Origin of the sequence: Roseomonas marmotae, from assembly GCF_017654485.1 — a bacterium.
GTDB classification, from domain to species: Bacteria; Pseudomonadota; Alphaproteobacteria; order Acetobacterales; family Acetobacteraceae; genus Pseudoroseomonas; species Pseudoroseomonas marmotae.
In genome coordinates this window covers 190,159-202,500 of the sequence record NZ_CP061091.1, presented here as the reverse complement: position 1 = coordinate 202,500, position 12,342 = coordinate 190,159, and the positions used below count along the sequence as shown (strand labels likewise).

Genomic DNA, 12,342 nt, shown 5'->3' with positions numbered 1-12,342 from the left:
CTTGGGCAACCAGGGTGGGGTGGCACAGACCAGGGGGTGGCGACTGTTTAGTAAAAACACAGGGCTCTGCGAAATCGAGAGATGACGTATAGGGTCTGACGCCTGCCCGGTGCCGGAAGGTTAAGGGGAGATGTGCAAGCATCGAACCGAAGCCCCGGTAAACGGCGGCCGTAACTATAACGGTCCTAAGGTAGCGAAATTCCTTGTCGGGTAAGTTCCGACCTGCACGAATGGCGTAACGACCTCCCCACTGTCTCCAGCATGGGCTCAGCGAAATTGAATTCCCCGTGAAGATGCGGGGTACCCGTGGTCAGACGGAAAGACCCTATGAACCTTTACTGCAACTTCGCAGTGGTGCCAGGAAGGGGCTGTGTAGGATAGGTGGGAGGCTATGAAACCGGGGCGCCAGCTTTGGTGGAGCCATCCTTGAAATACCACCCTGCGCCTTTCTGGCATCTAACCGAGCCCCATTTATCTGGGGTCGGGACCCTGCGTGGCGGGCAGTTTGACTGGGGCGGTCGCCTCCTAAAGTGTAACGGAGGCGCGCGATGGTGGGCTCAAGCCGGTCGGACATCGGCTGTTGAGTGCAAAGGCATAAGCCCGCCTGACTGTGAGCGCGACAGCGCGAACAGAGACGAAAGTCGGCCTTAGTGATCCGGTGGTCCCGCGTGGAAGGGCCATCGCTCAACGGATAAAAGGTACTCTAGGGATAACAGGCTGATCTCCCCCAAGAGTCCACATCGACGGGGAGGTTTGGCACCTCGATGTCGGCTCATCGCATCCCGGGGCTGGAGCAGGTCCCAAGGGTTCGGCTGTTCGCCGATTAAAGCGGTACGTGAGCTGGGTTTAGAACGTCGTGAGACAGTTCGGTCCCTATCTGCCATGGGTGTAGGAGACTTGCGAGGATCTGTCCCTAGTACGAGAGGACCGGGATGGACATACCTCTGGTGTACCAGTTGTCGCGCCCGCGGCATCGCTGGGTAGCTAAGTATGGAACGGATAACCGCTGAAGGCATCTAAGCGGGAAACCAGCCTCTAAACGAGGTCTCCCTAAGGGCCGTGATAGACCATCACGTCGATAGGCCGCAGGTGAAAGGTCAGTAATGGCCTCAGCCGAGCGGTCCTAATAGCCCGATCGATCTCATTCATCTGCACCGCTGTCGTGGCAACACGACACCGCACGCAGCATCCAACCGCGACACACTCACTCAACACTCAATACAGATATCACCAACTCCCATTCATCAGCATCTGTGCTGCCAATGGAGAACGATCCGGCTCGGTGGCCCGGTGGCCATCGCGAGGCTGCTACACCCGATCCCATCCCGAACTCGGCCGTGAAACGCCCCAGCGCCCATGGTACTGTGTCTCAAGGCACGGGAGAGTAGGTCGCCGCCGGGCCACCAAGCCGGACCGTTCATCCAACAAACAGCACAAATACACACACCACCGCGGGGTGGAGCAGCCCGGTAGCTCGTCAGGCTCATAACCTGAAGGTCACAGGTTCAAATCCTGTCCCCGCATCCAACATCAAATAACAGCAACAGCGCAAACCCCGTCAGCACCAACTGGCGGGTTTGAACGCGTACAGACCATGGCATCAGGCCGGGCTTGCCAAGCCCGTAGCGGTAACGGCACATTCCGCCGCCAAGCTAAGGCCTGCCCATGACCCAGCCCAACGATTCCTGCCTCATGACCGCGGCCGAGCTATCTGCCGCCATACGCGCCAGGCACCTCTCGTGCCGGGAGGTCATGTCCGCCCATCTCGATCGCATCGAGCAGCTGAACCCTGCGGTGAATGCCATCATCGCCTTGCGCGACCGTGACGTCCTGCTGGCCGAGGCGGAGGAGCGCGACGCGCAGCTGGGACGGGGCGAGGTGATGGGCTGGATGCACGGCCTCCCTCACGCGGTGAAGGACCTGGCCGATGTTCGTGGCCTGCCTACCAGCAAGGGCTCTCCGCTCCTGGCGGGCCACATGCCCGTGCAGGATTCGCTGATCGTCGAGCGGATGCGGCGCGCCGGTGCCATTTTCATCGGCAAGACCAATGTGCCGGAATTCGGCCTGGGCTCGCACAGCTACAATCCCGTGCATGGCGTCACACGCAATCCCTGGAATACCGGCCGCTCGGCCGGTGGTTCCTCGGGCGGCGCGGCGGTGGCCCTGGCGTTGCGGATGGCACCGGTCGCCGATGGCAGCGATTTCGGTGGCTCCCTGCGGAATCCGGCCGCCTGGAACAATGTCTTCGGCCTGCGCCCCTCGGCTGGCCGGGTTCCGGCCTGGCCGGCCACGGAAAGCTTCGTCAGCCAGCTCTCCACGGAAGGGCCAATGGCGCGTGACGTGACGGACCTCGCGCTGCTGCTCTCGACCCTGGCGGGGCGCGATGCCCGGGCGCCGCTGTCGTTGGAGGACGCGCCGGAAGCCTTTGCCCGCCCCCTCGCGCATGATGCCCGTGGCACACGCATCGGCTGGCTCGGAGATTACGCCGCCAGCCTGCCTCTGGAAGCCGGCGTGCTGGATGTCTGCCGCCAGGGCCTCGCTGCCCTGGAAGCCGTCGGCTGCCGGGTGGAGGAGGCGCGCATGCCGCTTTCGCGTGAGCAGATCTGGGACACCTGGCTCGGCACCCGCCACTGGCTGGCCATGAATGGGCTGATGCCCTTCTACCAGGACCCTGAGAAGCGCAGGCAGCTGAAGCCCGAGGCGCTCTGGGAAGTGGAAGGCGGCCTGCGGATGAGTGCGCTGGACACGCTGCGCGCCTCCGCCGGGCGCAGCGCGCTCTACCAGGCCTTTCTCGTCCTGTTCACGCGCTTCGATGCGCTGGTGCTGCCCAGTGCCCAGTGCTTCGCCTTTCCCGCCGAATGGCACTGGCCCCAGGAGATCGGCGGCACGGCCATGGATACCTATCACCGCTGGATGGAAGTGGTCTTCCCCGCCAGCCTCTCCGGCTGCCCCACCATCAGCGTCCCGGCGGGCTTCGGCGGCGCGCTGGACCTGCCGATGGGCCTGCAGATCATCGCCCCGCCACGACAGGATCTGGCGCTGCTGCGGCTGGCCCATGCCTATGAGCAGGCCATCACTCCCGTGCTGGCGCGCCTGCCACCCGCCCTGCGCGCCTGAAGCGGCTTTCATTCGCCGTGGCCTGCTTCAACGGCTCTCGCCTGCCGTCCTGGCGGGGGGCGGAATATGCCTGGGCGTCCGGTGCGGAACGGGAACTTTCCCGCTTCCGCGGAGTCTTTGCGGCATGGACAAACTTGACCGCCCTTGCATCAAGGTCTGCCGCTACGACGACGAGACCGGCTGGTGCCTGGGCTGCGGCATGACCAAGCAGGAAAAGAAGGCCTGGAAGCATGTGCCGGCCTATCGTCAGGTGATCCGGGATGCCTTGCCGGCACGGCTGGGCGCCTTGGCCGGGCAGGGCTATGTGATCGGCCCGGCAGCCGGCAAGAAGAAGCACAAGGAGTAGCCGGCGAAGACGGTTTCCAACGTATCGGAGGCCGATCGGCACTTCCTGAGGTAAGCCTGCCCGCAACCTTGGCTGTTCCGGCGGGTTGGCTATCTGCGCTTCCGCGCGTGCCTGTACGGCTGCGTGGGGCGAGGAAGAACACTGCAAGGAATCCCAGCAATGGCCCGTATTTCCTCAACGCTGGCAGCCGCGTCCCTGGCCGTGACCATGGGTGGCGGTATCGCCCATGCACAGACTGGCTACCCGACGGCTGGCGCTCCCTCCGCTTCAGGATATCAGGTGCAGCAGCCCATGGGGTCGCAGGGTTTTCAGGCCTCCCCTGAACTCCAGACCTCGACGGGCCGCCCGGTCGTGCCGGTCCCGCCGAATCCCTTCTCTGACCTGAATCTGCCGAATCAGCAGGTCGGCAATGGCGCCTATATGGGCGGCGGTGCGGTGATCGAGTATCTGCCGGACGGCACCCGCCGCGTCGTTCCGATGCGCTGACCCGGAACCGGTCGGCCAAGGCCGGCCAGCCGGGTGAAGGCACGTGTTCCGACGAAGCCTGGCGGAAGCCGCCCCGGGCTTCCGGAGCAACTCGAAGAAGCCCGCCGGCCCCGTGCCGCGGGCTTCCGCATGTACTACGCCCCTCAGCCGCCCCAGATGCCCAGCCGTGCCTGCCGGGCGGCGCGCTCGGCCTGACGCAGTTCGGGCGGGGCATCGGTCGAGGCCCGTCCGCCGCCGTTGGAGAGGACCAGCTCCGACAGGCTCCGCCCGCCGACGCGACATTCCCAGCTCTCGGAACTCCGTGCCTCGCAGACAGCTTCGCGCCCCGAGATCCACTGCGTCATGGCGGCGACGAAATCGCCGGAGGGCAGGCCGACGAGGCCAGCCAGCCGCACTTCCCGCCCGCCGATCAGCAGGGTGGCGGTATCCAGCACCTGCGGCACGCCACGCAGCTGCTCCTCCCGCGCCGGGGAGGGCTGGACGGCGGCCGAGGGCGCGGCGGCGGTATGGAGCTTGTCCGCCTCCTCCATGAAATCACGCCAGATGCGCGCCGGCAGCCCGCCGCCATGGACATTCTTCGTCGGGCTGTTGTCGTCATTGCCGACCCAGACGCCCACCACCGCATCCGCCGTCATGCCGATGAACCAGGCATCGCGGCTGTCCTGGGTGGTGCCGGTCTTGCCGGCGACGGGGCGCTCCAGCCGGGCGGCGCGGCCGGTGCCGTCCCGCACCACCGCCAGCATCATGTCCAGCATGCCCTGCTGGACCCGTGGCGGCACCAGCGGCGCGGTGGGCGCGGGCGGGCGGGTATAGAGCGCCCGGTCCCGCGCGCGCACCTCCTGCACCACGTAGGGCTCGATCTGCGTGCCGTAGCCGATGCGGCCGAAGGCCGTGACCATCTCCGCCAGCGTCGCCTCGGTGGTGCCGAGCGCCATGCTGGGGTTCAGCGGCATCTCGGCGGAAAGGCCGAGGCGTCTGGCCATGGCCGCCACCTTGTCGCGCCCCACCGCCTCCTGCAGCCTGACGGCGGCGGTGTTGCTGGACTGCGCGAAGGCCTCCCGCAACGTCATGGCGCCACGATAGCGGCCACCGGAATTGCCGGGGGACCAGCCATCGATGGTGATGGGCGTATCCTGGATGGTCTGGTCCGGCCGCCAGCCTTCCTCCAGCGCCGCCGCATAGACGAAGAGCTTGAACAGCGAGCCGGGCTGCCGCCTGGCCTGGGAGGTGCGGTTGAACTGGCTCTCCGCATAGTCGCGCCCGCCTACCATGGCGAGCACCGAGCCATCCGGCGCCAGGGCCAGCAGCGCCGCCTGTCCGGCCTGCTGCTTCCCGCCTGTCTGCGCCAGGTGCCGGGTCACCACCTTCTCCGCCAGGTCCTGAAGGGCCGGGTCCAGGGTGGTACGGACGGAAAGGTCCACCGGCATCGGCCCCACCAGCCGCCGTGCCTCGGCATCCGCCCAGTCCGAGAAATAGCCACGGCCGACCAGCGGCTCGGGCGGCGCCTTCAGGACGGGCGGCGCGGCGCGAGCGGCGGCGACCTGCTCCGGCGTGGCGAGGCCGGTCTCCTGCATCACCTGCAGCACCACATTGGCGCGCTGCCAGGCGCCTTCCATATTGGTGGTGGGCGCCAGGGCGGAGGGCGCGCGCAGCAGCCCCGCCAGCATCGCCGCCTCCGCCAGCGTCACATCCCCGGCGGATTTGCCGAAATAGCGCCGCGCCGCCGCATCCACGCCCACCGCGCCCGCGCCGAAATAAGCGGTGTTCATGTAGCGGGCCAGGATCTCCTGCTTGGAGAGGCGGCTTTCCAGCCAGAGGGCCAGCATGGCCTCCTGCACCTTCCGGCTCAGCGTCTTCTCCTGCGACAGATAGGTCATGCGGGCGAGCTGCTGGGTGATGGTGCTCGCCCCCTCCCGCAGCCGCCCGGAACTCACGGCGCGGGTCACGGCCCGCAGGATGCCACGGGGGTCGATGCCATGATGGCTGTAGAAGCGCCGGTCCTCGATGGCGATGATGGCATCGGTCAGCGGCTGCGGCAGGGCATCGGCGCTGACCGGCTCGCCCCGCAGCACGCCGCGCGTGGCGAAGCCGGTGCCGTCCCGGTTCTCCAGGATCAGGGTGGCGGCGGTGGCCGTGGGCTGCATCCCGCCTCCCACCGGCATCTGCAGCAGGCACCAGCCCAGATAGACCACCAGCCCCAGCGCCACGACGCCCATCCCCCCGCCAAGGAGGAGGGGCAGGCGCGGCAGCAGGCGGCGGCGTGGCGTGGTGCGGCTCTCGGTCATACAGGCTCCCCCTTCGCCGGCGGACAGGGGCGGCGTGGCCTCAAGCCTCAGCTCGCGATCACCGTCTCCGCCCCGGCCGCCAGCCAGTGCAGGCGGGTATAACCGGCTCCGCTGCGCTGCATCCAGCGGGCCGCCAGGGTCACGGTTGCGTGCGGGCCATCAAAAACCCAGTGCAGATCAGCGCCCATCATATCCCGCGCATCCTCCACCAGCCGGGGCTCCACTCCCAGCCGGCGGCGTATCTCCTCCCGCTGCGCCGCCACCAGCGCCTGCCAGCCCGCGAGGTCCAGCCCGCCCTCGGGGTGGGAGAGGCTGGCCTCCATCTCGCTCAACCGCGCTTCGGTGCCGCCGAACATGGCCATGGCCGGCACCGGGCGCGGGCTGAGCGCGGCATCCGGCCAGTCGAACAGCACGCCCTCCACCCCCGCGCAGAGCGGCGCCGGCAGGGCCGCCGGCCCCAGGGCCCGCAGCGCCTCGGCCCGCGCCATGCCCAGGCGCAGTGGCCCGAAGCCCGGCGCCGCCACGGCCGGCCAGCCCAGCCAGGCAGCCGCCCCCGCCACGCCGCTGCCCGCCAGCAGCAGCATGGCCCGGCGGGGCAGGGGGTCAGGCCGGGGTGAAGGCTTCATGGATGGAGGACTGGATGCCGCCGCCGAAGACGACGCCGCCCCCGGCCACATGGATCTTGCCGCCCACCACGGCGGCGCCGAGGCCATGGCGCGGCGTCAGCATGGGCGCGTGGCTGCTCCAGCGATCCGTGGCGGGGTCGTAGCTTTCCATCTGGCCGAAGACCTTGTTGGTCTCCTCGCCCCCCATGCACCAGATGCGCCCGCCGAGATACACGGCGCCATGGCCGGAGCGCGGCGTCGGCATGGGCGTCCGGTCCTCCCACTTGCCGGAGGCCGGGATATAGACGCGGTGGTGCCCGACATTGGTGGCGAAGGTATTGATCCGCCCGCCGATGACGTGAATGCGCCCGTCCACCACCACCACGCCCTTGTGGTCCAGCGGGAAGCCCGGCATGTCCGGCCGCGCCTCCCACTTGTCGGCGCGGGGATCGTAGACCTCGTGCCAGGAGATGCTGTGGCGGTCGGTATTGCCCTGGGCGCCGCCGATCAGGTGCAGCATCCCGTCCACGATCACCAGCCCCGCAGCACCCCGCGCGTGCGGCAGCGGCGCCAGAGAGCGCCAGATCTGGCTGTCCAGGTCGAAGGCGAAGGCCTCCCGGTGCGGGTCACGGTTCTGCTGCACGAAGCCGCCGAAGGCATAGACCGTCTCCTCCGTCGCCGCGACGGCCACGTGGTTGGCGCCCAGCGGCAGCGGCGGCGCGATGTCCCAGACATCGCGTTCGGGGTCATAGACATGGTGATAGGGGCGGTTCACCCGCTGCTCGCCATAGCCGCCGATGACATGCATCCGCCCGCGCGCGGCGGTGGCCCAGGCCATCTCGGAGCGCGGGAGCGGCAGGTTGGCGCGGGCTTCCCACTGTCCCGGCGGCCCGGCGGGGGCTGGGCTGGCGGTGAAGCGCTGAGCCAGCTGCTGGTCCGTCAGCGTCACCGGCCCGGGCGCCTGCAACCGCTCCAGCGGCTGTGGCGTGCCCTGGGCGCGGGCGAGGAATGGCGTGGCGAGCAGCCCCGTGAGCAGGGCACGGCGATGAGCCTTCATGGTCGTCTTCCCCTACCGGCTTACCCGGCGGCGCCGAGGATAGCCGAAAGCCCGGAGGGGCCGTCCAGCAGGATCGGCGCGACCGCCTCCGCTCTTTTGTTGCTACGATACAGAAACGGAATATGCTGCGCCAGGATGCGACAGGGCGAGCCGCCATGGCGGGACTGATGCGCTCGCGGAGGCTGTTCCAGGCATGGTTCATCCGGGCCAGGAAGCTGCTGCGCGATATCCGGATCGCCAGTGGCTGGAAGAAGTTCGGCCTGCTGGCTTTCGTCAGCTCGGGGCCGGCGGTGGTGGCGGATTACATCAGGCCGGTCGCGGATCTCGTTCCCTATGTCACGGTCGCCGCCGCCCTCGCGGCCCTCCTGGCCATCTGGTATTTCCGCCGCCATCACGTCGGGGTCCGGCCACCGAGCAGGGCCTGCGTCGTCTCGGCACGCATGGCCATTTTCTCCGGGACAACCTGCGCGGTTTTCTCCTGTGTCTGGCTGGCGCAGTTCAGCGCGCCGGGCGGGGATCCCCTGACCGGCCACCTTCTGCGGATCGCGCTGGAGGTTCAGAACGACCTGAAGGCATCCAATCGGCAGGTTGCCGATATCGGGGCGCGAGTGTCACAGATCCACGGGGCGATGGAACTGGAGGCGGCGGGTGGCGCCGTGAGACGCGCGCAGGAACTCCGCGATTACAGCGATGTCGGCCAGGTCCAGGCGATCGAGATGCTGTCGTCGCAGGGCAGGAGCTTTTCCGCAGCCAATCTGTCGGGCCTGCTTCTGAACGGGTTGCGCCTGCCCGGCGGCGAGTTGGAGAAGGCCGCCCTGAGCGGCGCCAAGCTCCGGCGGGCCGTACTGGCGAACGCGACGATGAAAGATGCGACCATTGTCCAGGCGGATCTGACAGATGCCCGCCTGGAGGGTGCCGATCTGTCCGGCGCGGTCCTGGTGCTGTCCGACGGTTCGCGGACCGCCTTCAACCGGGCGGATGCCAGGGGCACAAATTTTTCCCTGGGACATTTCCCGTCCGCCGATTTCCGCGCCGCCTCTCTCCAGAGCGCCCGCTTCGCCTTCGCCGATCTGCGCGGCGCGGATTTTTCCGGAGCGGATCTGAGCGACGCCGTCTTCATCGGCGCGCAGCTCTCGGGCGCGAGGTTCGATGGCGCGACGCTCCGGAACACGGATATGACGGCGGTGTTTTCCTTGCCCGATGCGCTGCGGGGCCTGCCGGAGGGCTCCATCTGCCGCACCGGCACCCCAAAGCCGGATGAGCGCCTCAACGTAACGATCATCGAGCGTATTCCCAGTTCGCGCTTCAGCGGAGGTGTCGAATACAGCCGCCTCCTTGAAAAATGGTACTATTACTCCTCGATGGAGCCGGCGGGCCTGGCGCGATGCGCGCTGCGCCGCGCGGCGGAGGATTGGAGCTTTCCTGTCTCAACCTTTCGCGGCCAGGAATCGATCAGCAGCAGTTTCTCCCTGTCCTTCTCGACCGGGTTCCTGAAGGCCGGAGACCGGGAGCGGGATGTCCTGAACCGCCTCGGGCAGAGCCTGAGCGCGCTGGAATCCGACTGAAGGCCCGAAGCCGCGGCCCGGCCTATCCGAAGGCCCCGCAGTCCAGCGACACCACCGCGCTGATTTCCCGCACCAGGGAAAACATCGCGCGCAGGGGCTCGATGATCTCCTCCTGCTCCCGCCCGTATCCGCCGTGGCGGGGGGAGGGGGCCTCGTAGAAATCCAGCGATTCCTCAGGCGGAGGAGTGGTCGGGAAGACCTGGTCCAGATGCTCCACCGCCGCCTCCACATCCAGCCGCAGCAGCCGGCGCACCAGATCCTCCCGCGTGATGCCGTGGCGGGGCGAGAAATCGGGCACCGAGACCGCCACCAGCCAGATGCGATGGATCAGGAAGAGCCGCAGCGCATGGAGGGCGAAAAGTCGGTCGCTCATGCGCGGGGCCTGACCCGGCCAGGCCGCGCGCAGCATCAGGTCATCGGCCCGCAGCCGGCGGAAGACGCCGCGCGCCGCGTCGCCCAGCGCCAGCTCCTCCAGCGCCCGCGCCACGGCCAGCAGCGCGGCCGCGCGGCCGGGGCGGCTGGTCTTCGCCGCGCGGTCCAGCCAGGTGCCGGGGTCCAAGCTGGCGACATAGCCGCGCAGCACCTCGGCATCCGAGAGCTTCAGGCCCGCGCGGGCGAAAGCCAGGGCATTGGAGAAACGCGGGCTGTGCTCCAGCAGTTCCTGGAAGGCCTCCGGCTCCCGCGCCGCGCCGCGGCCCAGCCCGTGCATCAGGTTGGCCGGAAAACCCAGCTGTTGCAGCACGGCATTATTGGGAATGGCGCGCAGTTCGCGCGGGTGGCGGATGGCGGCGGGCCCGCCCTGGTCGCTTTGCCGGTTGGCGGGGCGGGAGCCCGTGCGGTCCAGCAGCGCCGGGCCGAAGGCGCCGAGCATGGCGGCATAACCGGGGTCTTCCACCAGCCCGTTGAAGGCCGCCCGCGCGCCGGCGAAAAGATCCGTGGCGAAGCCGCCCTCGGCATAGACCGGGTCCGGCTTGTCATCCGGCAGCGGCGCGAAGGCATGTTCGGCGATCCGCGCCACCGTCGCCTGCGCGAGCGCCGGCGTGCCGAAGAGCAGGTATCCGTCGCCGCCCTGGAAGGCGGTTTCCAGCCGCGTCGGGATGCCGTGCCGCGCGAAGGCCGCGCGCACCGCGGGCGGGTCCAGGTAATCGAAGCGCTCCGCCAGCCCGTCGGCATGCCCGCCGCGTCCGAGCCCCTCGCCATGCGTGTCGAAGAGCACGACTTCCAGCCCGCGCAGTTCGTAGCGTTCCAGCAGGTCGGCCACGCGCAGCTTCAGCCGCTCGATCAGATGCGTCGCCGCGATCTGGCCGATATAGCGGCCGGAATCCGAATAGCCGAACTGCAGGCAGAGCCGCCCCACGCGGCGCAGATAGGCGCGGAAATGCGGGCTTCTCAGCGCCTCCTCCACCACCCGCTCGCCACGCTGCTCCAGCGCCTCCGCCGTCTCGAACAGCGGCGATATCTCGATGTGTTCCTCGACGCCGGACAGCTTCGCCAGAAGCAGCGCCGCCAGCAGGGTGAATCCGCTTTCGGTCTCGGCGATCAGGAAGCGGATGGGCTGGCTGGCATCGATATGCTTGGTGATCTGCGCCACCGTCATCATCAGCCGCGCCGCGCTGGCCCGGGCCGCCATCAGCCCGCCCGTATCCACGGGCTCCGCGCGCACCTCCTCCAGCGCCGTGTTGATGGCGGTGAACAGCGCGCGGCGTCGCGCCGGGTCCTCCGGCCCACCGCCGAGGGCGGGAAAGCGCAGCCGCGCGGCGTTGTGCAGCTGCGCTGCGTTCAGCCGCACCTGCGTATGCGCCAGGGAAAGCCCATGCGCCACCAGCCCCGCCCGCGCGACGCAGAGCGCCAGCCGCACCTGGTCGTCCGGTGCGGCCTGAAGGGCGGCGGGGAACAGGCCCAGCAGCGGCGCGGGCGTGGTCAGCGCCGCGTCCCGCGTGTTGAGCAGCGTATGGGCGAAGGCCTGCGCCGCCTCGGCCGAGGGCTGGCCCTCCGGCGGGCAGGCGCGCAACTGCGCCTCCACGGCCTCCAGCGCCTCGGCCGCGCGCATGCGCAGGCCGGCGGTGCATGCCTCCGGCAGGGCGGCCAGCTGCGCCACCAGCCGCGCCAGTTGCAGCCGCTTCATCCGCAGCCGCAGGCGCAGCGTGTCCTGCCAGCCGATATCGGTGCGCCCATCCGTATCGTAGCCGACCCAGGAGGCCAGGATCACCGGACGCGGGTCCAGTACCGTCCAGCGGTCCGGCCAGATTTCCCGCGCCGTGGCCAGGAAGGCGGCGGCCAGCCGGTCCAGCGCGTCCCGCCCATGGGCGATGGCCACGGCCGCCTGCTCGAATTCCTCTTCCAGCGTCGGTGGCACCGGACGCAGCGGCAGCGGCCAGGGGGGGGCCATGCCGCTGGCCGCGCGGGCCAGGGCCAGGCCGGTGGCGCGCGGCAGGCTGAAGGTCGGATGCGCGGTGAAGACCGCCCCGGCGCGCGGATGCTCGCAGACGGCGCGAAAGCGGGCCAGCGGCACCGGGCTGTCGGCCGGGTCAGGGCGTGCGGCGCGGGCGGCCAGCCGCGCCAGGGCCGCGTCGGCGGGCAGGGCCGCGTCCAGCCCGACCTTGCGCGCCAGCCCGGCCGCGCGGTCCAGGAAGGCCGCCCGGCCGAGGGCGGAGATGATGCCCGCCACCCCCTCCAGGTTCAGCTGCCCCTCGTCCATCCGCCGGCTCAGCGCCAGCGCGGTGCTCAGGGCGGGGCGGGCGAAGGGGTCCTGCCCCGCCGCCGCCCGGGCGGCCTCCGTCAGCGAGAGCAGCTGGGATTCTGGGGTTTCGCCGGTCATGGGGCAATGCTGGACCCGCCAGGGGGCCGCTGTCGCCGGTTTTGTGCCGGGGGCCGGGCTTTC

General features: G+C 69.3%; 8 protein-coding genes, 1 tRNA gene and 2 rRNA genes (1 of these 11 only partly in view). 7 read left to right on the top strand and 4 right to left on the bottom strand.

Annotation, left to right across the window (positions count from 1 at the left end; genetic code table 11):
* The 6 genes from IAI58_RS00940 to IAI58_RS00915 form a co-directional block, all read left to right on the top strand.
* A 23S ribosomal RNA gene (locus IAI58_RS00940) occupies positions 1-1,148 on the top strand; it begins 1,591 nt to the left of the window's first position.
* Between the two features lie 138 nt (positions 1,149-1,286).
* Positions 1,287-1,401, top strand: a 5S ribosomal RNA gene (gene rrf / locus IAI58_RS00935).
* Between the two features lie 49 nt (positions 1,402-1,450).
* Positions 1,451-1,527 (top strand) — tRNA-Met (locus IAI58_RS00930).
* A gap of 138 nt (positions 1,528-1,665) precedes the next feature.
* Positions 1,666-3,117: an amidase gene (locus IAI58_RS00925; RefSeq protein WP_207449289.1), complete on the top strand. Its 1,452-nt coding sequence runs from the start codon at positions 1,666-1,668 to the stop codon at positions 3,115-3,117.
* Between the two features lie 124 nt (positions 3,118-3,241).
* Entirely contained in the window at positions 3,242-3,463 is a 222-nt protein-coding gene (locus IAI58_RS00920; RefSeq protein WP_207449291.1) for a DUF1289 domain-containing protein, read from the top strand.
* 159 nt (positions 3,464-3,622) lie between these two features.
* Positions 3,623-3,949 carry a hypothetical protein gene (locus IAI58_RS00915; RefSeq protein WP_207449294.1) on the top strand — a complete coding sequence of 109 codons (327 nt, stop codon included), beginning with the start codon at positions 3,623-3,625 and terminating at the stop codon, positions 3,947-3,949.
* Positions 3,950-4,092: 143 nt separating this feature from the next.
* Here the strand turns inward: IAI58_RS00915 and IAI58_RS00910 are convergent, their stop codons facing one another.
* From IAI58_RS00910 to IAI58_RS00900, 3 genes are read right to left on the bottom strand one after another with little or no spacing between them, the layout of a single operon-like run.
* Positions 4,093-6,234, bottom strand: coding sequence for a PBP1A family penicillin-binding protein (locus IAI58_RS00910; RefSeq protein ID WP_207449296.1), 2,142 nt, complete (start codon positions 6,232-6,234; stop codon positions 4,093-4,095).
* 47 nt (positions 6,235-6,281) lie between these two features.
* Positions 6,282-6,860, bottom strand: coding sequence for a hypothetical protein (locus IAI58_RS00905; protein ID WP_207449298.1), 579 nt, complete (start codon positions 6,858-6,860; stop codon positions 6,282-6,284).
* Positions 6,838-7,896, bottom strand: coding sequence for a Kelch repeat-containing protein (locus tag IAI58_RS00900; RefSeq protein WP_207449300.1), 1,059 nt, complete (start codon positions 7,894-7,896; stop codon positions 6,838-6,840). Before IAI58_RS00900 ends, IAI58_RS00905 begins: the two co-directional genes overlap by 23 nt.
* A 122-nt stretch (positions 7,897-8,018) precedes the next feature.
* On the opposite strand from IAI58_RS00900, the gene IAI58_RS00895 reads away from it, so the two are divergent.
* Positions 8,019-9,461 (top strand): pentapeptide repeat-containing protein, encoded by a 1,443-nt coding sequence (locus IAI58_RS00895; RefSeq protein WP_208776000.1) that lies wholly within the window; start codon positions 8,019-8,021, stop codon positions 9,459-9,461.
* Between the two features lie 22 nt (positions 9,462-9,483).
* Here IAI58_RS00895 and IAI58_RS00890 read toward each other — a convergent pair whose 3' ends face one another.
* Positions 9,484-12,279 (bottom strand): phosphoenolpyruvate carboxylase, encoded by a 2,796-nt coding sequence (locus IAI58_RS00890; protein WP_207449304.1) that lies wholly within the window; start codon positions 12,277-12,279, stop codon positions 9,484-9,486.
* Positions 12,280-12,342 lie beyond the last annotated feature (63 nt).